Annotated in this window: 25 protein-coding genes; 21 read left to right on the forward strand and 4 right to left on the reverse strand. The window is 39.9% G+C overall.

Annotation, left to right across the window (positions count from 1 at the left end; translation table 11 throughout):
* Window positions 1–333 precede the first annotated feature (333 nt).
* The 6 genes from AC07UV_RS06470 (at window position 334) to AC07UV_RS06495 (ending at window position 4,562) form a co-directional block, all read left to right on the forward strand.
* Window positions 334–933 (forward strand): GrpB family protein, encoded by a 600-nt coding sequence (locus tag AC07UV_RS06470; RefSeq protein ID WP_495183093.1) that lies wholly within the window; start codon window positions 334–336, stop codon window positions 931–933.
* The gene (locus AC07UV_RS06475) at window positions 930–1,838 is read left to right on the forward strand and encodes a GNAT family N-acetyltransferase (RefSeq protein ID WP_495183094.1); all 909 of its coding nucleotides are present in this window, start codon (window positions 930–932) and stop codon (window positions 1,836–1,838) included. Before AC07UV_RS06470 ends, AC07UV_RS06475 begins: the two co-directional genes overlap by 4 nt.
* Window positions 1,839–1,857: 19 nt before the next feature.
* Window positions 1,858–2,253: a cytidine deaminase family protein gene (locus tag AC07UV_RS06480; protein WP_282255220.1), complete on the forward strand. Its 396-nt coding sequence runs from the start codon at window positions 1,858–1,860 to the stop codon at window positions 2,251–2,253.
* 49 nt (window positions 2,254–2,302) lie between these two features.
* Entirely contained in the window at window positions 2,303–2,974 is a 672-nt protein-coding gene (gene catA, locus AC07UV_RS06485) for a type A chloramphenicol O-acetyltransferase (protein ID WP_495183095.1), read from the forward strand.
* Between the two features lie 97 nt (window positions 2,975–3,071).
* Window positions 3,072–3,908: a GNAT family N-acetyltransferase gene (locus AC07UV_RS06490; protein ID WP_495183096.1), complete on the forward strand. Its 837-nt coding sequence runs from the start codon at window positions 3,072–3,074 to the stop codon at window positions 3,906–3,908.
* Window positions 3,909–3,995: 87 nt separating this feature from the next.
* Entirely contained in the window at window positions 3,996–4,562 is a 567-nt protein-coding gene (locus AC07UV_RS06495; RefSeq protein WP_495183097.1) for a DUF6624 domain-containing protein, read from the forward strand.
* Here the strand turns inward: AC07UV_RS06495 and AC07UV_RS06500 are convergent.
* The gene (locus AC07UV_RS06500; RefSeq protein ID WP_282255215.1) at window positions 4,526–5,104 is read right to left on the reverse strand and encodes a GNAT family N-acetyltransferase; all 579 of its coding nucleotides are present in this window, start codon (window positions 5,102–5,104) and stop codon (window positions 4,526–4,528) included. The two genes, AC07UV_RS06495 and AC07UV_RS06500, sit on opposite strands and share 37 nt — an antisense overlap.
* Window positions 5,105–5,189: 85 nt before the next feature.
* Here AC07UV_RS06500 and AC07UV_RS06505 point away from each other — a divergent pair, with 85 nt between their 5' ends.
* From AC07UV_RS06505 to AC07UV_RS06535, 7 genes are all read left to right on the forward strand, one after another.
* Window positions 5,190–5,771, forward strand: a complete 582-nt coding sequence (locus AC07UV_RS06505; RefSeq protein WP_495183098.1) for a TetR/AcrR family transcriptional regulator — start codon at window positions 5,190–5,192, stop codon at window positions 5,769–5,771.
* 152 nt (window positions 5,772–5,923) lie between these two features.
* A complete protein-coding gene (locus AC07UV_RS06510; RefSeq protein ID WP_282255213.1) occupies window positions 5,924–6,217 on the forward strand; it encodes a hypothetical protein in 294 nt (97 codons plus the stop codon).
* Between the two features lie 7 nt (window positions 6,218–6,224).
* Window positions 6,225–6,455, forward strand: coding sequence for a hypothetical protein (locus tag AC07UV_RS06515; protein WP_120258183.1), 231 nt, complete (start codon window positions 6,225–6,227; stop codon window positions 6,453–6,455).
* Between the two features lie 402 nt (window positions 6,456–6,857).
* On the forward strand, window positions 6,858–7,913 hold the full coding sequence (locus AC07UV_RS06520) for a sensor histidine kinase (RefSeq protein ID WP_495183099.1): 1,056 nt from the start codon (window positions 6,858–6,860) through the stop codon (window positions 7,911–7,913).
* Window positions 7,906–8,631 carry a LytR/AlgR family response regulator transcription factor gene (locus tag AC07UV_RS06525; RefSeq protein ID WP_495183100.1) on the forward strand — a complete coding sequence of 242 codons (726 nt, stop codon included), beginning with the start codon at window positions 7,906–7,908 and terminating at the stop codon, window positions 8,629–8,631. The genes AC07UV_RS06520 and AC07UV_RS06525 overlap by 8 nt, the downstream gene beginning before the upstream one ends.
* 140 nt (window positions 8,632–8,771) lie before the next feature.
* Window positions 8,772–9,830: an NAD(P)-dependent alcohol dehydrogenase gene (locus tag AC07UV_RS06530; RefSeq protein WP_495183101.1), complete on the forward strand. Its 1,059-nt coding sequence runs from the start codon at window positions 8,772–8,774 to the stop codon at window positions 9,828–9,830.
* A gap of 158 nt (window positions 9,831–9,988) precedes the next feature.
* Window positions 9,989–11,287: a cryptochrome/photolyase family protein gene (locus AC07UV_RS06535; protein ID WP_495183102.1), complete on the forward strand. Its 1,299-nt coding sequence runs from the start codon at window positions 9,989–9,991 to the stop codon at window positions 11,285–11,287.
* 76 nt (window positions 11,288–11,363) lie between these two features.
* On the opposite strand, the gene AC07UV_RS06540 is transcribed toward AC07UV_RS06535, so the two are convergent.
* Window positions 11,364–12,143: an alpha/beta fold hydrolase gene (locus AC07UV_RS06540; RefSeq protein WP_495183103.1), complete on the reverse strand. Its 780-nt coding sequence runs from the start codon at window positions 12,141–12,143 to the stop codon at window positions 11,364–11,366.
* Window positions 12,144–12,318: 175 nt separating this feature from the next.
* Between AC07UV_RS06540 and AC07UV_RS06545 the strand changes: the two genes are divergently transcribed.
* Window positions 12,319–12,873: a cysteine hydrolase family protein gene (locus tag AC07UV_RS06545; protein ID WP_495183104.1), complete on the forward strand. Its 555-nt coding sequence runs from the start codon at window positions 12,319–12,321 to the stop codon at window positions 12,871–12,873.
* A 100-nt stretch (window positions 12,874–12,973) separates the two neighbouring features.
* Here the strand turns inward: AC07UV_RS06545 and AC07UV_RS06550 are convergent, their stop codons facing one another.
* Entirely contained in the window at window positions 12,974–13,825 is an 852-nt protein-coding gene (locus AC07UV_RS06550) for a helix-turn-helix domain-containing protein (protein WP_495183105.1), read from the reverse strand.
* A 589-nt stretch (window positions 13,826–14,414) separates the two neighbouring features.
* On the opposite strand from AC07UV_RS06550, the gene AC07UV_RS06555 reads away from it, so the two are divergent.
* The 6 genes from AC07UV_RS06555 to AC07UV_RS06580 all read left to right on the forward strand — a co-directional run bounded on the left by AC07UV_RS06555 (window position 14,415) and on the right by AC07UV_RS06580 (window position 21,819).
* The gene (locus AC07UV_RS06555; protein ID WP_282255205.1) at window positions 14,415–15,314 is read left to right on the forward strand and encodes a helix-turn-helix transcriptional regulator; all 900 of its coding nucleotides are present in this window, start codon (window positions 14,415–14,417) and stop codon (window positions 15,312–15,314) included.
* Between the two features lie 195 nt (window positions 15,315–15,509).
* A complete protein-coding gene (locus AC07UV_RS06560) occupies window positions 15,510–16,655 on the forward strand; it encodes an efflux RND transporter periplasmic adaptor subunit (protein ID WP_495183106.1) in 1,146 nt (381 codons plus the stop codon).
* 11 nt (window positions 16,656–16,666) lie between these two features.
* Entirely contained in the window at window positions 16,667–19,813 is a 3,147-nt protein-coding gene (locus tag AC07UV_RS06565; RefSeq protein WP_495183107.1) for an efflux RND transporter permease subunit, read from the forward strand.
* Window positions 19,814–19,829: 16 nt separating this feature from the next.
* Window positions 19,830–21,257, forward strand: coding sequence for a TolC family protein (locus AC07UV_RS06570; protein ID WP_495183108.1), 1,428 nt, complete (start codon window positions 19,830–19,832; stop codon window positions 21,255–21,257).
* Between the two features lie 22 nt (window positions 21,258–21,279).
* On the forward strand, window positions 21,280–21,552 hold the full coding sequence (locus AC07UV_RS06575; protein WP_282255199.1) for a hypothetical protein: 273 nt from the start codon (window positions 21,280–21,282) through the stop codon (window positions 21,550–21,552).
* Window positions 21,553–21,579: 27 nt separating this feature from the next.
* On the forward strand, window positions 21,580–21,819 hold the full coding sequence (locus AC07UV_RS06580) for a hypothetical protein (RefSeq protein ID WP_259178429.1): 240 nt from the start codon (window positions 21,580–21,582) through the stop codon (window positions 21,817–21,819).
* Between the two features lie 83 nt (window positions 21,820–21,902).
* Here AC07UV_RS06580 and map read toward each other — a convergent pair whose 3' ends face one another.
* Window positions 21,903–22,667 (reverse strand): type I methionyl aminopeptidase, encoded by a 765-nt coding sequence (gene map / locus AC07UV_RS06585; protein WP_282255196.1) that lies wholly within the window; start codon window positions 22,665–22,667, stop codon window positions 21,903–21,905.
* Between the two features lie 227 nt (window positions 22,668–22,894).
* Here map and AC07UV_RS06590 point away from each other — a divergent pair, with 227 nt between their 5' ends.
* Window positions 22,895–23,134: a hypothetical protein gene (locus AC07UV_RS06590; RefSeq protein WP_282255195.1), complete on the forward strand. Its 240-nt coding sequence runs from the start codon at window positions 22,895–22,897 to the stop codon at window positions 23,132–23,134.
* The last annotated feature ends 20 nt before the right edge of the window (window positions 23,135–23,154 follow it).

The following is a 23,154-nucleotide window of genomic DNA, read 5'->3' on the forward strand; positions in this document are numbered from 1 at the left end:
GTTTAATGAATGAAGTTTTTCTTGTAGAGAAACATTTACATGGCGACAACAAGCGCTGTGTTCCATAGCAGTGAGGATGTGGCTTACGCTTTAAAAAGAAGTTGTAATCTTTAAAATCTTATAATATGCACACATTATGCAAAAAAATGGATGCTTATTGCAAATCGAAAAGCTTTAATTTTGCCTCCAAAGTTTTGCTTTATTATGCGGCTTCAATCTATTTAATTAAGGGGTAATCCAATCTATCAGAGCAAGTACTGTTTGGTGTGAAAAACTGGATAGGTTAGGTCAGCATAAAACAAACTATGTATTGAATTTTAAACAATTATTTAAATGATATTACCTTTTGAACCCTATGATCCAAAATGGAAAAAACAATTTGAATCCATTAAACTAGAGCTACAATTTCTATTGAAACCGTTAAACCCTCAAATTGATCATATCGGCAGTACTGCGGTGGAAGGTCTTTCAGCGAAACCAATTATTGATATACAGATCGGGGTGGAAAACGAAACTGATTTAGACTGGTTACCGGGTTTATTGAAACTACCGAATATTGTTTACTATGAAAAATATAATCAGGACTGGCCAGAACGCCGATTTTTTATATTACTGAAAGAACCTATATATAAAATTGGCGTTTCGGATGTCGTAAAAATTGGGGATGATATACCGGCGATCTTGCATGATCAAGACCTTCGTATCGCACATTTGCATGCATTTGTAAAGGGTTCGTCCGATTGGAAAAGACACCTCGCATTACGCGACTATCTAATCGCACACCCAACGATCCGGGAAAGCTATCAGGAGCTCAAAGAAAAATTAACTCAACTCGATTGGAAGGATGGAAATGATTATAATATGGGGAAAAATCTATTTTTAAAAGCACAGGAAAAAATCGCTTTGGCCTGGTACAAGGAGAGGATCCAATGATCACGGAAAACATACTGATTAAGGATAAGAACTATACGCTGTACATTGGTTATCAGGACAACGAAACATTACGATTGGAATTTAATCGAATGACACAACATTTTTGGGAGTTTGATTTTGAAAATTATTATCAATCTGGTTTTTGGGATGATAATTGTATCTTGTATTCTCTATTTGATGAGGATAAAATAGTAGCACACGCCACAGTAAGTCTGTTTGAACAAGAAGGGAAAAAATTACTCCAACTAGGAACAGTAATGACTGATGAAAATTACCAGCGTCAAGGCTTGAGCAGTTTTCTGTTACGACGGATTAGTAACGATTTTGTGCATCAAACTAAAGGTATGTTTTTGTTTGCGAATAATAAGGTGCTGGATTTTTATCCAAAATTTGACTTTTTCCCAGTCCCGGAATATACCGTATTTCAAACCGTTAAAAATACGAATATGACCACAGTATTGACCAAACGTAAGCTGAACCTCGACAATGCAGAGGATCTGAAGCTATTTGAAAACTTGGTGGAACAGGCTGTTTCTAATACACAATTTCAAACTAGAAGTAAAGGTCTAGCCCTTTTCTATTGCTATGCTTATCCCACAATGGGATTTAAAGAATCAATTTATTATATTGAAGAGTTAAACTGTGCTGTTGTGGTACAAGTGGAAAATAATATTTTGTATATGATAGAACTGTTTTCCACGAATGAAGTTGATCTGAACGCAGTGATCAGTTCTTTTGCTGATTTTTCGTTTACAGAGGTTGTTTTCGGATTCACACCGAAGCATACAGAAGGTCTCGAATGGCGAATATGGAAAGAAGACGATCTGCAACTATTTGTTACGCAAGAGCTATTGTCGTTTTTTGAAGAAGAGCGCATGAAAGTGGCGACCTTATCGCATACCTAGAATCGGATAGGAGGAAGATATGACAAACAAATTAAAAGAAATAGCAAGCGGGCTTGCCGGTACAAAAAAATTAAATGACTTTGTTGAATATGCTGGTGTGGCAGCTGCAATAGAAACAGTGGCAGGTAATATTTATACTGGAATCAGCATTGATACGGCTTGCTCCATGGGATTTTGCGCTGAGCATAGCGCTGTTGCCGAAATGCTGAAACACCATGAATTTCAAGTCAGGGCATTTGTTGCGGTGGATGCTACCGGAAATGCCGTTCCTCCCTGTGGGCGTTGTAGAGAATTGATAAGCCAGCTTACCAAGACTAATCTTGATGCAATCGTGGAAGTGAAAAATGGAGTATTCAAATCCTTAAAGGAATTATTGCCTTTTGACTGGAAAGATGATCTCGACAGGAATTGGTGATTTTCAGAATGGGACCAATTCGTATAAATTAAATAATTAGTGGAATAAAATGGAAAAAATAGAATCAGCTTATAAGAAAATAAATTTAGCGGACTGGAAACGAAAAGAGCACTTTTCGGTCTATCGTAGCCAGATGAAATGCGGCTTTAGCCTTACAACAAAAATTAATATCACTAACCTGCTTCCTTTTATAAAGGAAAATGGCTATAAATTTTATCCTGTCATGATTTACCTAATTACAAGGGCCGTAAACAATCATGACGCTTTTAAGATGGCAATGAAGGAAGAAGAACTCATCGTTTGGGACCATGTAAATCCGATATATACTGTGCTACATCCAGAAACGGAAACTTTTTCAGCGCTATCGACTGTATACGATAAGGATTTTGCAGCGTTTATGGCCAATTACAATCGTGTAGCCGAAAGACATGCCAATGATTTACGTTTTTTTCCGGAGGCACCTCCAGAGAATCATTTTAATATTTCAGCAATTCCATGGATCAATTTTGATAGCTTTAACCTTCATATTGCCGACTTTACAGATTATTTTGCACCTTCCTTTACAATTGGAAAATATCAGCAACAAGCTGATGAAATCTTAATGCCTATAGCAATTCAGGTGCATCATGCTGTCTGTGATGGAATACATGTCGCTAAATTGATTGCGACATTGGAGGCATATTGTTGGGATATCGGGACAGTTCTTAAATCTCAGGTATAATTCTAAGAAATCGCCTTGTTCAGAACAGTCCTATTGTCTGGATTCTGTCTGTACTCCGAACTGTTTTGTTTTTTGGTAATAAACAAATGATATCTCAATGAAAATACGACAATTAACACAATCAGATATTGCTGAGCTGCTGCAAACTATTAATGAAGCTTTTAAGGATTATATTGTTCCATTTCAGCTAGATATAGAACAATTGCGACAGAAAATCAGAACGGAAGATATTCAGTTAACTTGGTCTGTTGCTGTGTTTGCGGAGAACAAACTTGTCGCATTTATGATACATGGTCTGCGGGAAATAGATCGTCAATTTGTGGTCTACAATGGTGGAACGGGTGTACTGCCTGAATTTCGGGGGCATGGGTTAGTGGGAAAAATGTATCGTTATCTAATCCCGTTTTTTAATGAGAACAAGGTCAAGCGGATTCTTTTGGAAGCAATAGAAAGTAACGGAGCGGCCATCCGTGCCTATGAGAAAAGTGGTTTTTCGATCAACAGACAATTGCTATGTTTCAGTGGTGCCATTCAGCCGGCTACGGTGAGCAATGTGGCGAGAATCCAGCCGCTGTCTGATTTCTCTTGGCAGGAATTTCAATCGTTTTGGGATATTTTACCAAGTTGGCAAAGCGCAGCACAGAGTATGGATAGTTTGCAACCTAGTGCGTTAGGAGCATATATCGACGAAAAACTTGTGGGGTATATTCTTTTTAATCCTGGAAACAAGCGGATATACCAAGTCGCTGTGGCACCCGAATATAGGCGGAAAGGAATTGGAACGCAGCTTTTTCAGGCCCTTAAAAAAGAAATGCCAGCGGAAAAAATAAGTTTCAACAACGTTGATGCGAAAGCAAAAAATGTGAAATTATTTTTGGAAAAACAGGGACTGGTCAATGGCATCAATCAAGTTGAAATGATAAAGTTGCTATAAAACATGGGTTTGCATGACAAAAGTGAATTTTCTTGGCATTTGACCAAACAATAGCATAAAGTTGGGGGGATATAAGAGACAATCGGCATGATATTATACGACAAGTTAGCGAACGAACTGCTTCGATTAGCAGAGGATGATCTCCTATTACGGCATGAACTGGCCGGGAAGGGGGAACTTCAAAAGGGCTATCATCCCGCAATGGAGGCTGTTCACCGTGATAACGCGAAGCGATTACGCGGAATAATTACCGAGATAGGTTATCCAGGTATTTCAAAAGTAGGAACAAAGGCCAGTGAGGCGGCATGGTTAATTGTCCAACATGCTATCTCAGAACCCGATTTCATGCAACACTGCTATCAACTGATGATCAATGAAAAAGAGGACATCAACCCTGCTCATATAGCCTATTTATACGATAGAATACATTATTTTAAGAGCAAACCACAGCGTTTTGGAACACAACTGACCACTGATGGCAGAATCTATCCAGTCGAGGACAAAGAGAACCTCAATAAACAGCGTTTGCAGATGAATCTACCCGAGCTTTCACAGGTAAAACTTGATACAGTGTATGATTTAGATCAGCTGACGACTTTGGATCAGCAGGATATGGATTATACGATCTGGCGAAAGGAAGTAGGCTGGATATAGTTCTTTTTAAGCAAGGCAAATATCTCACCATCTACGAAACGCCCCTTCTCAAAGAAATAGTCATGGAGAATTCCTTCGGAAACAAGATTCATTTTTTCAAGCAACCTACGGGAAGCTAAGTTGTCCGGGTCAATAAAAGCCTCTATACGATTGAGTTTATAACTGTCGAAACCAAAAGAAATAATAGTGGAAATAGCTTCTGTCATAATGCCCTGTTGCCAGAAGTCAGGATGAAGTTCATAGCCGATCTCTGCACGGAAATGCTCGTTGGAAAAATTATGAAAACCACAAGAACCAATGAGCTGATCCGGATTGTCCTTTAAACAAATCGCCCAACGGATGGCCTCTTTTTGTATAAAATTTTTCTGCCAGGTTTTTACAAGCTCATAAGCCTCGTCCATATGCCGGAAGGTTGGTAAATCGAAATATAATGTTACCTCATCTTTTGAAAAATAAGAAAATAGAGCAGGAGCATCCGAATGTTGGATTTGACGTAAATAAAGACGTTCTGTTGTTAAAATTGGGAAAGTATCCAATATCATAACAGTAAAAATAATAAAATATGTTCAAAAGCAGAATGATGATTTGAATTTTCGACATTTTTTGTATGTTTGTCTAGTAATGACAATGCAACAGGAAAATATTAGGGAAGAAATTATTCTTTCGTCGATGAAAGTGTTTGAAAATTATGGTTTTACGCGGGTTTCTATGCAGGATATTTCTAAAGCCTGTGGTAAGGGACGTAGTACACTGTATTACTATTTTACGAGCAAGATGGACGTTTTTGACGCGATAGCCGAATGTTTATGTCAGCAAGTGTTTACAATAGCCAAAGAAAGTTATAGCCGGGAAGCTTCTCTAGAGGAGAATCTGGTTGGTTTTCTAAGGGCTAAATTGCGTGAGATCAATTTGATTACCAAACGTTTTCACTTGGCTTTTGAGGATATGAAATCCGATCCGGCTTTGATGGTCTCCAAGACACGTTATATGTTGGATGATGAAATTGAATTGATTCGTAATATGATCAGGGTCGCTATTGCCAAAGGGGAAATCCAGTTTCTTGAAGAAAAGGATATTCTGTTTCTCTCAGAGATGTTGGTAACGACATCCCGTTGTTTTGAGCAGGAAGTATTGCTTTTTGATCGGTTTCCTGACTTTGAGGCGCGGCTTGCCTGGTTGACTAGTATATGTGTAAAGGGGTTAAAATAAGCTGATTTTAGACGTTTTCACACCCTAGTAAATAGATGAGCATTTGCTCGTTTTTTTAGCGATAGATTTCGACATAAATACAAAATATGTCTATCTGAATAGGTATTTGTTTGATGTGGCAATTGGAATGTCTAACAAAAATAGGAAATAACATGATATTAAATGCAAAAATAGGAAGGGTACGAAGGACGTTAACTGCGCAAAAATATGTGCTCGTATTGGTTGAAACGGATGAGAATATACGTCCGGAGTCTACCGGGTTGTTGAATTCGGAGTTTGATTGTTATCTACTGGTGCATCAAGAAATTGAACGACTGGATGAATTGGCGCTTGCATTAGAAAATACAGATAAAGAAGTTCGATTGGCTCGCAATTTTAATGAATTGAAGGACAAAGGAATTTTGATTGATCAGTTAAATCAAATTACTGTTAAGATATTGAAATAAGTCTATTATGTATAAAGTTGTTTACTCCCTATCGCGCAAATTGAAATGGAAGGCAAGTGAGCTATATCATTTCCTATATCAGAGTTTTCCAGAGATCAAGAATATTGATTTATTGTTGGATGACCGACAGTTTTTACTTGTTGTTAAAATTAATAGCCGTTTAGAATTTTCAATTTTAAATATTTGTCAGCAGCGGGGAATTACCATGCAGTTTGTCCAGGTGGAAGATGTAGACTGAAGATCTGCGGCCATCCTGTTCAACGCATTGTTATAACTCATAAATTCACACGTCCTAGTTTTCGATTCGGTCGATGAAGAAGTATAAATATAAGGTGTTCACTTCCAAAATCGAAGAAAAACATCAAAAACGGAACATTAAAAGCAGCTGACAGGTTACCTTATATTCGGCAGGTAAAACAAGAATATGGTTTAAGTACAAGTTCAGTTCAAAGTGGATACGATGGTTCCTCTTTTTTGAATATTCTGGGTTTAGCATCGCGCAGCAATCTCTTAGGAGACCTTTGGGAAAGAAATCCTATATGATGATATGGAGGCGGAACTGACAAAAAAATCATGATGAACTCAGTTCATCATGATTTTTTGCATATTACCTATAAATAGTTGAATTTTACTTCAGGATATGGAAGAACGTCTCGTGACAAACAAAGGTCGGTGGTATTCAAAGCGGTATTTACAGGAGTTTATACTGTTTACCGCCATGTTTTTGCTGACCATGCTCCATGAATGGATGAAAATTGACACCATTATTGATTTTATCAAAGGCTTAGTATTTTTTAGCCTATTGTATATGCAGGCACAGTTGCACCGTCACTTCTTTTTCTCATTCTTCATTAAGAAAAAGTATTTTATCTATGTGATCGGTGCTGTTTTTTCGACTTTAACTGGAGCAGCCCTCTTGGTTGTTGTTAATTATTTTTGGATAGATACTGCCTATTATGAAAGAGGGGAGATATCCGTATTCCAGGATTTTGCCTACCAAATTATGCTATGTGTGATAAGTACATTTACAATGCTATCTTTTTTCCTCTTACGTCAATACGCCAATGAGGTTGAGAAAAGAAATGAAGCACAACTGATGTTAAGTGAGATCAATGTGAAATATTTACATGCACAGCTAAATCCACATTTTTTCTTTAATATGTTCAACAACCTTTATGGGGTGAGCTTAACTGAGCCGTCCCGTACACCTGAATTGATCTTGAAACTATCGCAATTGATGCGATATCAGTTGGAAAATGCCAATAGAGATACAATTAGTTTAAAGGAGGAAGTTGCTTTTATCGCTAATTACGTTGCTATGGAGAAAGAACGTATTGGCAAACGCTGTGCGATAAGGTATACAGTAGCGGGGGAGGATGATGAATTTCACTATCGGATTGCACCATTACTTTTGATCACATTGATTGAAAATGCCTTTAAACATAGTCTTACAAACGAAAGGAAATGGTACGTAGATATCCTAATTACTTTTATCAACGGTTCATTGACAGTGGATATCAAAAATTCGTTGGCGGACAAACTGCTAAAGAATAATTCCACAGGTCTCGGTTTAGTGAATACGCACCAACGTTTGGCATTGCTTTATCCTGCGCAATACAAATTGCATTGTGTTGAAATAGCGCATGATTACCATACTGTTTTAACATTAAATTTAAAATCTTCAGCATATGAATGAGCGTTTGAGCTGCATTGTGGTTGATGATGAAGAAGGGGCACATCTAGTCCTTCATCATTATATCAAGGATATCAAAAAATTGGATCTAAAAGCTTCATTCTATCATCCAGTTGAAGCAATGGATTATATGTATGATCATGAAGTTGATCTTATTTTTCTGGATATCAATATGCCCGGATTGAATGGCTTGGAGATGTTAAGAGCGCTGTCTAATCCTCCCTTGGTAATTTTAACAACAGCTTATAAAGAATATGCTTTGGAAAGTTACGAATATAGAGTGGTCGATTACCTGGTGAAACCCTTTGATATCAGGCGGTTTATGTCAGCGATTGATAACGTTTTCTCCAGATATCCCTCAGTCAAACCTACGGTATTGGATCATCCTGTAGTGCTTGCCACTACGGCAACTTCCTCTGTTGTAGTCAAAGTGGATGGCGACTTTGTTAGGATTATGTGTAAAGACATCATATATATCCAAAGCTGGGGCAATTATGTTAAGATTTTCACCGCATCAGGATCCTTTGTGAGTTCGCTAACAACAGCTGAAATGGAACAAAAGTTAGACAAAGATCTTTTTATGCGAATACATAAATCATATATTGTCTCACTGGAGCGTGTCAGTAAAATTTCAGGTGGTGCGGCCGAGCTAGATTCTGGGGAGAAATTGCCGATTGGATCGACTTACCGGCGGGAGCTTCTGCTGTATTTTCAAAAGTAGTATTTGGACTCCAATATATTGTGTACTGATACTGAGTCTAATCAGATTATTTTTCAAACATTACTGTTCTAAACTAAACTTTTTTGATCACCAAGGGTTATTTTTAACGAAACAATTCATCATAGATCATTTATTTTAATATGAGTACATTTTCAATAAAAGCTTTCGGAATCGAGGCTCCGACGGCAGACTTAAAACAACTGGAGGTACAACGTCGTGCGGTCACGGCAAAAGATGTAGAAATTGATATTCTATACTGTGGCGTTTGTCACTCTGACTTACATACGGCACGTAATGAATGGGGGGGGACAATTTACCCCAATGTTCCCGGTCATGAGATCGTGGGACGGATTACAAAAGTAGGATCCGATGTATCGAAATTTAAAGTCGGCGATCTTGCCGGTGTTGGCTGCATGGTTGACAGTTGTCGTGAATGTGAGAGTTGTAAAGAGGGATTGGAGCAATATTGCGAGAATGGAAATATCCAAACATACAATGGCCATGATAAGCATTTGGACAAACAGACCTTTGGCGGATATTCGGAGCGTGTCGTGGTGGATCAGGATTTTGTATTACATATTCCCGAAAACTTGGATTTAGCAGCGACTGCGCCTCTACTTTGTGCAGGTATCACAACATATTCGCCATTACGGCATTGGAAGGTTGGTCCCGGACAAAAAGTAGGCATCGTGGGCATTGGTGGTTTGGGACATATGGGCGTGAAAATAGCCAAAGCAATGGGGGCGCATGTCGTCGTGATCACAACTTCTGCAAGTAAAGTAGAAGATGCCAAACGCCTGGGTGCGGATGAAGTCATCTTGTCTACCGATCAGGAACAGATGAAAAAGAATGCTGGTACTTTGCATTTTATTTTGGATTGTGTCTCCGCGCAACACGATATCAACGCCTACTTGAGCCTATTGAAACGCGACGGCTCACTGACACTTGTCGGTGCTCCTGAACATCCACTGCCGGTAGCTCCATTTAGCTTAATCCCTACACGTAAAAGTTTTTCCGGATCGATGATCGGCGGTATTGCCGAAACGCAAGAAATGCTGGATTTCTGCGGAAAGCATAATATCACTTCAGATATAGAATTAATACGTATGCAGGATATCAATCAGGCTTATGAAAGATTGTTAAAGAGCGATGTGAAATATCGTTTTGTTATCGATATGGATAGTTTAAAAAACAATTAAAGTCAGCTGGGACAAAGCTAAACCAAGAAAAAATGTTTCCCAGTCTAGTATAGGCTTAGCTTTGTCCGATCAATCAGCGTTTTTTTTGGATTTATTTTTTTGTTATCAAATTAAACAGATGGGGCTCGCCGGTAGTTGATCGAGTTACCTCTATTTTTATGGAGAAAAGTAAAGTTGTGGTGTTTTGGTTCCGTCGGGACCTTCGTTTGGAAGACAATGTAGGGTTATCTCAGGCATTGGGGAAGGGGTTTCCTGTGTTGCCGATATTTATATTCGATGAAGATATTTTAGGCCGATTGGAAGATAAGTTGGACCGACGTGTGGATTATATCCATCAAGCTCTTGATGGAATAAATAAAAAACTAAGGGAATATGGGGCTACTTTAACGACCTTTCATGGTAGTCCTTTGGCAATTTTTAAAACATTGCATGAGCAATACAATATTCAGGAAGTCTATTGTAATAGCGATTACGAACCTAAAGCGATCCGACGGGATCGAACGATCGTTGAATTTTTCAATGCTGCTGGAATTCCATTTAATGCTGTAAAAGATCAGGTTATTTTTGATAAACATGAGCTATTGAAAAATGATGGTACACCCTACACCGTTTATACACCTTATGCAAAAAGATGGCGGGAGAAATTAACGGTAGAAGATTATCAATCCACAGATCAAAAAGATGGGCATTTTTTTCGGCAGACGTACGCGCCGATAATTCCCTTGGAAAAAATAGGGTTTAAAAAGACGGATTTGACTTTTGAACCGCCACATCTGAATGCAGCTGTTATTGATACCTACGATAGGTATCGTGATTATCCTGCCTTAGAGGGGACGACCAACTTGGGTATTGCGCTTCGTTTCGGAACAATTAGTATTCGTCGCTGTGTGGCTTTTGCAAAACAGCATAATGAGGTCTGGCTGTCTGAATTGATCTGGCGGGAGTTTTTTATGCAGATCTTATTTCATTTTCCGAATGTGGTCAACGAATCCTTTAAAAAGAAATATGACGATATCCAGTGGCGCAACGATGAAACGGATTTTGAACGCTGGTGTCAAGGAAAAACAGGCTACCCTTTGGTCGATGCGGGTATGCGGCAATTGAACAGTACCGGTTGTATGCATAATCGTGTACGTATGGTTGCTGCTAGTTTTCTATGCAAGCATTTATTGATTGATTGGCGATGGGGAGAGGCCTATTTTGCGCAAAAGCTCAATGATTATGATTTATCTGCGAATAACGGGAACTGGCAATGGGCAGCAGGGAGTGGTTGCGATGCCGCTCCATATTTTAGGGTGTTTAACCCAATCATTCAAGCCGAAAAATTTGATAAAAAACAAGAATATAGTAGACAATGGATTCCAGAACTTGGGACAATAGATTATCCCGAACCTATTATAGCACATCCGATCGCTAGAGAACGTGCGCTAAAAACTTATGCAGCAGCATTGAAGTAAACGATGAATTAGGATAGATCAATCCCACCATATCTGATCGGCTTAGATGGGATTGGTCTATCTAATAGTGGATTTTTTATTGATCCAAAAAAGCAGCAACAAAAGCGTCGAATGCTTGTGGGTTTTCAGCTTGTACCCAGTGTCCCGCATTTGGTATTGTTTCAAAGCTGACATCTGGAAATTGCTCCTTGATTTTGACTTTATCTTCAGGAAGAATGTAGCGCGATTTTTCGCCTGCTAGAAAAAGGGTAGGGCCAGCATAAATTCCAGCTTTTACACCTATTGTAATGAAATCTGCATATTTCCGCTGTAGAACATCCAGGTTGAAACGCCAACCCAATTTACGGTCTTCTTTAATAAAGACGTTTTTTAACAAAAATTGAATTACTCCAGGATCATCAAGGTAGCTTTCGAGTTTTGTCTGTACATCTTTTCGGTTGTCCATACTATTGATATCAACCGCACAAAGAGCGTTAAAAATATCTTCATGATGTGGTGGATAAGCCTTGGGAGCTATATCAGCAATAATCAATTTTTCAACCTGTTCCGGATGCTCAATGGCAAATTGCATGGCAACTTTACCGCCGAGAGAATGGCCCAATAATAAGACTTTTTCTGCACCGATCGAAGCGATATAAGCGTCTAGGTCCTCGACCATCTCCTCAACGGACATGCCGTCACTGTGAAAACTTCGACCATGATTGCGCAGGTCAAGTAAATGTATCTGTCTTTTTTCTCCAAAACTACGGCCAAAAGATCCCCAGTTGTCCGCCATACCAAAAAGGCCATGCAGAACAACAAGCGGTGTCCCACCATTTTCTGCGCCGTATATTTTGCTGTGTAGTAATTCTTTCACGATATTTCTCTCCTTTAAACGAATTGAAGTGGCTTTACAAAGGCCATTCTCGATGGCTAAGATAGCTAAAACATCCCTTCTTATCAAAATGGTAGGGTCGATGATTTATTTGGTAGTGGCTTCCGTGGTTGACAAGCTAATTTTGTAGTAACGAAAACATAATAATAGATAACAAATGAATACTACAGCGTTAATTGTCATAGACATTCAAAATGAATATTTTGAAAATGGCGGAATGGAACTTGTAAATCCAATTGCCGCAAGCGTAAATGCCGGAAAAATAATTGGCCATTTTAGAGAAATAAAAGCACCGATTATACATATTCAGCATATTTCTCCCGATCCAACGAAAATGCCATTTTTTATAGCGGGTACGGTTGCTGCTGATATCCATGCAAACGTTAAACCACTATTGGGAGAGAAAGTGATCCAAAAACACTTTCCAAATAGTTTTAGGGAAACCGAACTTTTTGCTTATCTGAAAGCCAATCAAATTACTGAATTTGTTGTTGTTGGCATGATGACGCACATGTGCATAGATGCTACGACGCGGGCTGCGGTTGATTTTGGCTTCCCATGTACAGTAATAGGGGATGCCTGTGCAACACGTGACCTGGAAATTAACGGTGTTATGTTGAAAGCTGACGATGTACATCATGCTTTTCTTGCAGCATTGGAATTCTTCTACGCGCAGATTCAGACGACAGAAACCTACCTCGCACAAAACTAAATGATCTAGGCTGACAGTGTATAACAATGTTGCTATACACTGTCAGCTTTTCTTGTAATTACCGTGGGTAACCGGTTCGAGACACCCCGTAATAGGCCTTTTACCGTAATTCTTGGATAAATGCACTGATGGTCTTACCTGTCTGCGCCTTAAAAAAACGCATCAGGTGGTTAGGTTCGGAAAAATTCAGTTCAAAAGCAATTTCACTGATAGATTTGTCTGAATGTATCAGTAACTCCTGCACTTCAAATAATAATCGCTGTTTGAGCAATTGTGTTGCTGTGGTATTGAACTGTGCTTTAACGGCATGATTCAGTGTGATGCGACTAATGCCCATCAGTACCGTATATTCGTTGATCCGTTGTTTCTGTTGAATATGCTGTTCGAGTAGCATCCTGAACTGATAAGCAAAATTATTCTCAGGTTTTTGCAAAGAAAGTCCATTCAACCGAGCATATTTTCGATTCAAGGTCTGTAGCAAATAATAGAGCAAAGAGCGGATAATATGCGCACTGTCTGCCTCTGTCTGAATAAGTTCTGACTTTATTTCCGCAAGCAGTGTGTAAAATTTAGATAGATGTACATCATCTGCAGCTATTTTTACCGTATGGTGCAACTGATAGAAATACAGCAGTCGATACGTAAAAAGCTTATCTGCGAAAAACTCATTGAGAAAATCTTCCTGAAAAATCAATGTGGTGAATTCAAGATAGGTGGGGTCCAGTTCCCAGGTATGCTTCTGAAAGGCAGAAATAAAGATAATGTTGTTGTCCGTTAATTCGATGACTTCCTGCCCCAATCGCAAAAGCCCTTTAGCCTTTTTGAAAAACAAAATTTCAAAAAAGTCTTTATGATAGGTCTCGCGATGGGTATAGTCCGTTTCTTGTTGATTTAGTACGTTTAATAGAAATTCAACACCGCATTCACCTTTATGGAATTTTATCGTTCTCAATAGCAGTATACTTTATCAGTCAAAAGTACTAATCTTAAAGCTAAATATAGAGCTATATGTACAATCTTGCATCAACATAATGGAGCAATTGGATTCCTTATCATTCATTTAACAGTTCGGATAAAAATATTTTTTAAAATAATTTAGAGTTTTATGTGAAATGTGATTTTCGTCACTTTTTTATTTAAAGAATTGATTTACCTTTATGTCATAATCAAATAGGCAAAACTTAAATATTGATATTCATCCCACTTGAATACTTATTAAAAATTACATTACATTTCTTGTCCTTAAAAAAGGAACTATTTGATTGATATAGGAAAGATTGAATAGCCATATTAAAATATATTATTTGGGGGTTTTCTCGTCAAGAGAGGCCCCTTATATTTTTTATAGTCTTCAATTTAGCATCTGGTATACTTCTGAAAGATGCTGAAAGCAGCGCTTGTTGGGCGCGATGCGATTGAACAAATCTTTTATTTCTTTTTTGTCAAATTCCAAATCAGGACTGTGATATGATTTTTTACACTTGTTAATCGACTATTTTTGATTGCTTCAATAGAAGTTATTTTAAGGTCAACGCAACATAATGAAAAAAAAGGAGTACGTCATTTCTTTAAAAATGGAGGATATGACACGTGAGCTGCTGTTTCCACAGCGTAGCAAGGAATACATGGTGCTAGAGTCTACAAGTGACAATATGCAAATACAGCGCAATTGCCATTATCGTGCTTCTTTTTTTGGAGTGCTGTTGGCTGAGGAGGGTATTTCCTATTATCGGGTGGGGGACTTTGAGTATGAGCTTCAAAAAGGTGACATTCTTTTTTGTGTCCCACAGGAGGTGTTCAAAATCATTTACTTTTCCGCGGATATCAAGCAAAAGCAAATTTTCTTTTCCATAGATATGCTATCAGATGCCGGCTTTAATTATCGCTCAAACGATATGTTAAAGAACTTCTCCAATAACCCTTCTTATATCATTCGTGGTGAGCAACACCTCTACAAACGATTGGCATTTTATATAAAAGAACTTGCTTATCTCAACGATTTTAAGAATCCGGTCTATTATAGTAATGAGATGATCTGGCATTACTTTTCCTTATTGATGTATGATATCGAAAATTATTCCAAAAATTTTCGGCAGCAGGCCAGTTTTTCTTCCCGTGAAGAAGAGATTACAAGCGCTTTTTTTGCGCTTGTACGGGAATATTATGTCGAACATCACGATGTTCAGTTTTACGCCGATCGCCTATTTGTCAGTAGAAAATATCTCACGAAGGTTGTTAAGAAAGCGATGTTGCGTACACCCAAAGAGATTATCAACCAGATCCTACTTATTGAAGCAAAGATTCTCTTAAAGAATTCGGCGAATAACGTTAATCAGGTGGCCTGTTTGCTGAACTTTTCAGATCAAACCGTCTTCAGCAAGTTCTTCAAAAAACATACTGAAAGAAATCCCAGTGACTACAAAATGGATGACCTTTTCTAGGTCATTTTTATCATTTCAATCTTTGCTCAGATGAAGGTGCTTTTCCTGTTATAGATAGGGAAAGCACCTTTATTTTTGGCATTCGGTTTATATGCTTTTGGCGTCTTTTAAACAAATTTTGGCGTCTTTGCACCGAATTCAGACATCGGTTTTTTTGGACTTTTGCTACACATAAAAATAAAAGCAAAATCCATTATGAAGCAAAACGTTGTTAAAAAGCGCGCCACGAACTTGTTTATTGCGCTGGTATTGTTATCCAGTTGTACAGGTAAACAACAGGATGGTGGATATCAGCAAGGGCCTGCAGAGGTCCTTTTCGGCACTGTAACAACAGGCGTTGCAACGATCCGAAATGAGTATGCAAGTGCCATAGAAGGCGTGTCCAATATAGAAATACGACCACAGGTGACCGGTTATCTCCAAAAGATATTTGTGGATGAAGGGGACTACGTCCGTGCCGGACAGGCTCTATTTAAAATTGAAGATCGGATCTTTCAGGAGCAGTTAACCAATGCGCGGGCGGCCTTGTCTGTTGCCGAATCGAATTTATTGACCGCCAAAATTGAGCTGGATCGAAAAACTGAGCTGACCAAAAACCGTATCGTTTCCGATATTCAGATGCAGGAAGCTCAAGCAAGTTATGCAGCCGCAAAAGCATCTGTAGCGCAAGCGAGATCAGCTATTGCCTCAGCACAGATCAATCTGGATTTTTCAGTCATCAAGTCACCAGTGAATGGGTATATCGGACGCTTCAACTACCGCTTGGGAAGTTTGCTGTCTGCCTCAAATCAAGATGCCATTACAGTTGTTTCTGATAACCATCAAGTGTATGTCTATTTTAGCTTGAGTGAGAACGATTTTGTGCGATTTCAGCGCGAACATACAGGAAATACGGTTGCGGAGAAATTGAAAAATGCAGCACCCGTTGCACTGTTACTCTCGGATGGACAGGAGTATCATACCAAAGGGAGAATAGATGCCGTTGAAGGTCAGTTCAATAAAAATACGGGCTCCATTACTTTGCGTGCAAAATTTGATAACCCTCGCGCAGAGCTGCGAAGTGGTAATACAGGCAAAATTGTGATGTATCAACAATTGAAAGAAATGCCCTTATTACCTATTGCATCGACAGTGTCCTACCAAGACAAGGTCTTTGCCTATGCTGTCGATAAGGAAAATAAAGTCGTACAGATACCTGTAGCTATTTCCGGGAAATCTGAAGATAATTTTATCATTCGCGAAGGATTAAAACAGGGTGACCGTTATATCGCTCAAGGATTCGAACGCTTGCAGCCCGGAATGCCGGTTGTTGCGCAAAAGCAAACTCAAAACAAAAAATAAAACAGCAATTCATGTTAAAAAAAATAATTAAACGACCAGTATTGGCCACCGTGATTTCTGTCTTATTGGTCATTCTTGGTGTGGTCGGTATGCTCAGCTTACCCATTACCAAATTTCCGGATATTGCACCACCTACTGTTATGGTGACAGCTGTGTATCCGGGAGCAAATGCCGAAACAATTGCACGGTCAGTCGCACCACCCATTGAAAATGCTATCAATGGTGTCGAGAATATGGATTATATTTCATCGACAGCAAGTAATGATGGTACATTAAATATTACCGTAATCTTCAAATTGGGAACAGATCCGGATCAGGCCGCCATCAATGTCCAGAACCGCGTAGCCCAGGTTACCAACCAGTTGCCTGCAGAAGTTACTCAAAGCGGGATCACGACCTTAAAACGTCAAAATAGTATGATCGCGATGGTCACCTTAACCAGCAAAGATGGTACAATGGATGACCTTTTCCTGGAAAACTACAGTAAGATCAACGTAGTACCCGAACTTAAGCGTATCAAAGGAGTAGGGGACGCGATGGTATATGGCAATAAAGATTACGCGATGCGTGTATGGTTGGACCCCAGCAAACTCAATACATATAACTTGACACCTGGTGATGTATCACGTGCCATACAGTCCCAAAACCTGGAAGCCGCTCCCGGTCGGTTCGGTGAACAGAGTACCGAGGTAAAGGAATATGTGATGCGTTATAAAGGGAAATTCACCGAACCTCAGCAATACGAAAATATTGTTATCAGGGCCCAAAATGATGGTTCGGTATTACGTCTGAAAGATGTTGCCAAGGTTGAATTTGCGGCTTATAGCTATACCGTAGCATCCAACTATAATAAGAAACCTGCCGTTACCATGGCCATTTTTCAGATGAGTGGATCGAATGCCAATGAGGTGCAAATTGCATTACAAAAGCGAATGGAAGAATTGGAAAAGTCTTTCCCGGGAACCATGGAATATAAGATACCTTATGCAACCAAGGAATCGCTGGATCAGTCAATTGACCAGGTCATCAAAACCTTGATTGAAGCTTTTATTTTGGTATTTATCGTCGTCTTTATCTTTTTACAAGATTTCCGTTCTACCTTAATTCCGGCCATTGCTGTACCTGTATCAATTGTAGGGACATTTTTCTTCATGAAAATATTTGGGTTTTCGATCAATATACTGACGCTTTTCGCCCTTGTCCTCGCAATTGGTATAGTCGTGGATGACGCCATTGTTGTTGTAGAGGCCGTACACGCCAAAATGGAACGACGGAAACTAAATGCCAAAGCGGCTACGATGTCAGCTATGGGGGAAATATCGGGTGCTATTGTTTCGATTACCTTGGTGATGTCTGCTGTGTTTGTACCGGTCGCATTTATGGACGGTTCTACAGGTTTATTTTATCAACAATTTGCGCTGACATTGGCTATCGCGATTGTCATCTCAGCGGTGAATGCCTTGACACTTAGCCCAGCTTTATGTGCAATCCTTTTGAAATCTCATGCAGCCCATTCCGACGAAAATCATAAGGCTACATTCAAGCAGCGCTTTTTCACCGGATTTAATGCCGCTTTTGATAAACTTACGTTTCGCTATGGAAAGGCAATTCTAATCATGATCAAACGCAAGTGGATCGCATTTTCGCTTTTGGCAGTGTTTGGCGGATTGTTTGCCTGGTACACGATGAATACACCAAAAGGCTTTATCCCTGATGAGGATCAGTCATTTATCATTGTTACCGCCAATTTGGCCGCTGGAACATCAAAAGACCGGACAACAGTATTGATGTCAGATACTGAAAACAAGTTAATGGCTCATCCTGCTGTTCGCGAAGTAATCTCCGTGAATGGGTTAAGCCTGTTCACTGGAGCAATGTCATCTGCTGCCGGTACGTTCTTTATTCGCCTGAAAGCTGAAAAAGAAAGAGGCAAAGTGAGTAATCTTGGGGCCGTTATGGGAGAGTTACAGGGGATACTAGGACAAGATAAGCGAGCCAACTTTCTAGTTTTAAATACACCTACGGTAGATGGGTTTGGTAATTCGAGTGGAATGGAACTGGTCCTACAGGACCGAACGAATGCGGAATTACAGAAGCTAGGCAATATATCTTATGGCATGATGGGCGCTTTGATGCAGCGGCCGGAGATTGCTATGGCCTTTACCACATTTGATGTTTCCTACCCCCAATATGAGGTAGTGGTAGATGAAGCGAAGGCAGCACAGCTTGGCGTAGCCGTTAGTGATGTACTCGGCGTTATGCAGGGATACTATGGCAGTATACAGGCTTCGGACTTCAATCGTTTTGGCAAATATTATCGCGTACTGGTTCAGGCTACGGCAGAAACCAGAACCAACGAACAGTCCTTACAAGGGGTTTTCGTGAAAAATAGCCGACAAGAAATGATTCCGATCAGTACGTTGGTGCGGGTTCAACCTATTACCGGACCCGAGGTTGTAGAGCGGTTCAACCTATTCAACGCGTCAAACCTTACTGTAATGCCGGCTCCGGGGTATAGTACCGGGCAAGCCATGTCAGCCATACAGGAGGTGGCCAAACAGCTGCTTCCACCAGGATATACCTTCGATTATAAGGGCATGAGTCGTGAAGAAAGCATGGCGACATCGCAAACGACAGTCATTTTTGTGCTCTGTATTGTATTTGTTTACTTCTTGTTATCTGCTCAATATGAAAGCTACATATTACCATTCTCCGTATTGCTGTCCATTCCGGTGGGACTTTCGGGGGTATTTATGGGAATTGGTATGGCTGGGATAGCAAACAATATTTATATACAGATCGCAATGGTGATGCTCATTGGGCTATTGGCAAAAAATGGGATATTGATTGTAGAATTTTCGAGTCAGCGTCGGAAAGCGGGGAAAAGTTTGATTGCTGCCGCGGTAGAAGGTGCAAAAGCACGGCTAAGACCTATTTTAATGACTTCATTGGCTTTTATTACGGGGATCGTGCCACTCGTTTTTGTCGTGGGACCTTCGGCAATGGGGAATCATTCCATTGGTTATGCCGCTATTTTCGGCATGCTGGTGGGTACGGTATTGGGGATATTCCTTACACCTGTACTCTTTGTGGTATTTCAGTACTTCCACGAACGATTGAATGGACGCGAGTTGGATGAAAGCGAGTGGGACTACTAATTAATGATCAGATAAAATGAAACAGATAAAAAGAAATTGCTGGTATAGTGTAGTCTTTCTGACAACGGTAATAGGAGTGAATGCCTGCCGTGTACCACATTATACCGGAACGGAAATTAAACCGATTGATCATTTCCGAAATCAGGACGAGCATGAAGCTGATAGTAGTATCGCGAAGATCTCCTATCGTGATTTTTTTAAAGATGAGATGCTCGTTGCGCTACTGGATAGCGCATTAAAGAAAAATAATGATTTGAAAGTTGCCCTAAAGCAGATTGAATTTGCTTCAGAAGGGTATAAGCAATCCAAGTGGCTGAATGTGCCACTTGTGAATGCGAATCTTGCTAATGTGGGAATTAACCGTCCTTCGGGCAACAGTATGAACGGTATGATGGCCAGTCAATTTATGGGTCAAAAATATACCATGGATTATACCTCCTCAATTCAGATTTCTTGGGAGGCTGATATTTGGGGTAAATTGAATGGACAAAAGCAGGAGAGTTTGGTGGATCTTCTCAAAACTCAGGAAGCTGTCCGCGCGATCAAAACACGTTTGGTCGCTGAGGTTGTTCAAGGCTACTACAACCTGCTGCTGTTGGATCGGCAGCTGGAAATATCGCAGCGCAATTTAGCATTTGCAGATAGCACCTTATTTATCCTTAATAAACAGGTCGAATTGGGGTTGGCAAATATCTTGTCAGTACAACAGCAGGAAGTGACACGGGATCAGATTGCCAAACGGATTCCAGCCTTAGAGGCTGGGATTCAGGTGCAGGAAAATGCTTTAAGTATTTTGGTTGGGGAAGTGCCGGGGCCAGTAAAAAGGATCATGCGATTGGATCAGGTGGAGTCGTCGGCAAATCTCTCACTGGGTGTCCCTGCAAACCTGTTGAGCTATCGGCCGGATCTGCGCAGTAGCGAATTGGATATCCGGCGGAGCCTGGCAACGATACACGTGGCACGAGCAAGTATGTATCCAAATTTAAATATCACTGCACAGGGAGGGTTAAATGCATTTAAAGCAAATAATTGGTTCAATCTACCGGGGTCACTGTTTGCCACTGCAACCGGGACAATTGTACAGCCCATTCTGAACGGCAGACAATTAAAGACACGTTTGGAGCAGTCAAAAATTGCAAAGGACCAAATGGAATTGAATTTCAAACAGACCATGTTAAAAGCCGTTGGTGAAGTGTCTGATGCACTGATTCAGATTGATAAACTGGGGGAACAACTGGAGACATCCAACTTGCAGGTAGAGCGTTCGGACAAGCTGGTTCAAAATGCAATGCTGCTTTATAAATTTAATGAGGCAACTTATCTGGAAGTGATCGTCGCACAGACCAATAGGCTGCAGGCCGAATTGGATCAGGCTACAGTGAAAGCACAAAAAATTAATGCCATAACATCCCTTTACCGTGCCTTGGGAGGCGGATGGCTCTAATCTCACGATCTTAATACTCGAAATGAAAACAACAAACATGCTGATTCTGATCAATCCAAGTCACAGCAGCGAGAAAATAGAAAAGATGGCTGCCGCGCTTAGCGCCGATCGGTTTATACTTATTGATGATGATCTGGATTTTGCAGATCATCTGGCACTAATACTCGAAAAAAGAAAGCAAAAAGTGATCATCATGCAGCACTTGGAGGGATTGAATCAGCTGTTTTGTAATGTACATTCATCTTATCGCATTGCTGTTGAATGCTATGGGGTAAAATTAGGAATAGCTAGGTAATCAAGGTAGGATTTATATTGAATAATTATGATGCGTTATATACAATTATTTGCAGTAGGAAGAGGAGTGCTACTACGCAGGAAAGAACTGGAAACATATATTTTTTTGCTCGTTCCGACAGTGATATCCATCTCCTTTGATCTCGATGATAAGTTATTTACCATGGTGGTCAAATCGACAAAAAAGGTGGATGAATTGATTCTTCGTTTGATGGAGCAAAAACAGTTGAAGATAAGTCTTTTAGATTTTATGGAGAGACCAGTGTAAAAAGAGTTCCCTATAAAGGTAATTTATCCCGAAGAGGTATCGTCTGAGACAGTAAAAGACAATAGCTCTTCGGGTATAATTTCCTAACAGAAAATACCATTTTCTGCCGTTAAAATAATTGGGTCACCATCGGTAATCATGATGGTATGTTCGTGTTGCGCCATGTATCCACCTTTGTCACCGACCATCGTCCAGCCATCATTTAATTCCGTTGCATAGGTAGATGTTGTCGAGATAAATGTTTCGATCGCAACAATTGAATTTTTTCTAAACCGCCTTTGATCAAATTTGTTCCTATAATTGAGCAGCTCATCTGGATCTTCGTGTAAACTGCGTCCGATACCATGACCACCGAGATTCTTGATCACTTTATAGCCTCTCTTTTTTGCTTCCGTTTCCATCAGTTGGCCAATGTCCGCAATTTTAACACCACCACGTATATTTTTTATCGTTTTTTGAAGTATTTCCTTTGAAGCGTCCACCAATTTTTGATGATGATGAATATCCTCACCAACCACAAAAGAAGCCCCATTATCAGCCCAAAAACCATCTAGTTCCGCTGATACATCGATATTGATAAGTTCTCCTTCCTGTAATAAGCGATCCGCAGACGGAACGCCGTGGCAAAACTCGTTGTCTACACTGATACATGTCCAACCCGGAAAGTTATAGGTCAGCGCTGGTGCTGACTTTGCACCAAATTGTTCTAATATCTTCGCCCCGTACTCATCCAATTCTTTGGTTGACATGCCCACCTTAGCATAGTCGCACATCGCTTTAAGCGTCTGGGCAACTGCCGCACTCGCTTTTTGCATTCCGGTCAATTCGTTCTCGTTGGTAATAGACATCCTGCTTTTTGTATTTGCTTGTTCAATTAAAGATATACAAAGGTCTTAAAAAAAATAGATAATCAGATAAAGAAAAGTAGGGGGGCGATCTGGCTCAGACCTTTGGTATAATAAACGCCTGCTTTCGTATAAAATCCCAACCAGTGAAAGCCTGAAATAATAGATTTGTGAAAATCCCGGATAAATATAAACCGAGAAGAAGGTGGATACAATTTTAAATTTACAAAATGAAAGCAAAGCAGATATTAATTTTTAAAAGCTCTGTGCGAACAAAAGAGAAGAAGACGTTCCTGATGCAGTTGTTAAAGCTCCACCTGCCACAGATACAGTCGGCGACCTTGGATCTGGATGACGAAGACGCTATATTTCGGGTAGAAACAGAAGAATGTTCCGTTGATCTACTGACAGCTTTGCTGCATAAGCATGGTATAAAAGTAGATTTTCTAGATCGCTTTGTATTGGCCTAATGCTATTCAAAGCACAGTAC

It is taken from the genome of Sphingobacterium sp. GW821-FHT03E03, from assembly GCF_059420745.1.

What these genes read in the sequence shown, in the direction of transcription:
- catA (WP_495183095.1), top strand. Translation starts at nt 2,303, where the DNA reads ATGGAAAAAATAGAATCAGCTTATAAGAAAATAAATTTAGCGGACTGG.
- AC07UV_RS06490 (WP_495183096.1), top strand. Translation starts at nt 3,072, where the DNA reads ATGAAAATACGACAATTAACACAATCAGATATTGCTGAGCTGCTGCAA.
- AC07UV_RS06505 (WP_495183098.1), top strand. Translation starts at nt 5,190, where the DNA reads ATGCAACAGGAAAATATTAGGGAAGAAATTATTCTTTCGTCGATGAAA.
- AC07UV_RS06545 (WP_495183104.1), top strand. Translation starts at nt 12,319, where the DNA reads ATGAATACTACAGCGTTAATTGTCATAGACATTCAAAATGAATATTTT.
- AC07UV_RS06530 (WP_495183101.1), top strand. Translation starts at nt 8,772, where the DNA reads ATGAGTACATTTTCAATAAAAGCTTTCGGAATCGAGGCTCCGACGGCA.
- AC07UV_RS06480 (WP_282255220.1), top strand. Translation starts at nt 1,858, where the DNA reads ATGACAAACAAATTAAAAGAAATAGCAAGCGGGCTTGCCGGTACAAAA.
- AC07UV_RS06565 (WP_495183107.1), top strand. Translation starts at nt 16,667, where the DNA reads ATGTTAAAAAAAATAATTAAACGACCAGTATTGGCCACCGTGATTTCT.
- AC07UV_RS06570 (WP_495183108.1), top strand. Translation starts at nt 19,830, where the DNA reads ATGAAACAGATAAAAAGAAATTGCTGGTATAGTGTAGTCTTTCTGACA.
- AC07UV_RS06555 (WP_282255205.1), top strand. Translation starts at nt 14,415, where the DNA reads ATGAAAAAAAAGGAGTACGTCATTTCTTTAAAAATGGAGGATATGACA.
- AC07UV_RS06470 (WP_495183093.1), top strand. Translation starts at nt 334, where the DNA reads ATGATATTACCTTTTGAACCCTATGATCCAAAATGGAAAAAACAATTT.
- AC07UV_RS06510 (WP_282255213.1), top strand. Translation starts at nt 5,924, where the DNA reads ATGATATTAAATGCAAAAATAGGAAGGGTACGAAGGACGTTAACTGCG.
- AC07UV_RS06500 (WP_282255215.1), bottom strand. Translation starts at nt 5,104, where the DNA reads ATGATATTGGATACTTTCCCAATTTTAACAACAGAACGTCTTTATTTA.
- AC07UV_RS06525 (WP_495183100.1), top strand. Translation starts at nt 7,906, where the DNA reads ATGAATGAGCGTTTGAGCTGCATTGTGGTTGATGATGAAGAAGGGGCA.
- map (WP_282255196.1), bottom strand. Translation starts at nt 22,667, where the DNA reads ATGTCTATTACCAACGAGAACGAATTGACCGGAATGCAAAAAGCGAGT.
- AC07UV_RS06515 (WP_120258183.1), top strand. Translation starts at nt 6,225, where the DNA reads ATGTATAAAGTTGTTTACTCCCTATCGCGCAAATTGAAATGGAAGGCA.
- AC07UV_RS06560 (WP_495183106.1), top strand. Translation starts at nt 15,510, where the DNA reads ATGAAGCAAAACGTTGTTAAAAAGCGCGCCACGAACTTGTTTATTGCG.
- AC07UV_RS06520 (WP_495183099.1), top strand. Translation starts at nt 6,858, where the DNA reads ATGGAAGAACGTCTCGTGACAAACAAAGGTCGGTGGTATTCAAAGCGG.
- AC07UV_RS06580 (WP_259178429.1), top strand. Translation starts at nt 21,580, where the DNA reads ATGATGCGTTATATACAATTATTTGCAGTAGGAAGAGGAGTGCTACTA.
- AC07UV_RS06495 (WP_495183097.1), top strand. Translation starts at nt 3,996, where the DNA reads ATGATATTATACGACAAGTTAGCGAACGAACTGCTTCGATTAGCAGAG.
- AC07UV_RS06535 (WP_495183102.1), top strand. Translation starts at nt 9,989, where the DNA reads ATGGAGAAAAGTAAAGTTGTGGTGTTTTGGTTCCGTCGGGACCTTCGT.
- AC07UV_RS06575 (WP_282255199.1), top strand. Translation starts at nt 21,280, where the DNA reads ATGAAAACAACAAACATGCTGATTCTGATCAATCCAAGTCACAGCAGC.
- AC07UV_RS06590 (WP_282255195.1), top strand. Translation starts at nt 22,895, where the DNA reads ATGAAAGCAAAGCAGATATTAATTTTTAAAAGCTCTGTGCGAACAAAA.
- AC07UV_RS06475 (WP_495183094.1), top strand. Translation starts at nt 930, where the DNA reads ATGATCACGGAAAACATACTGATTAAGGATAAGAACTATACGCTGTAC.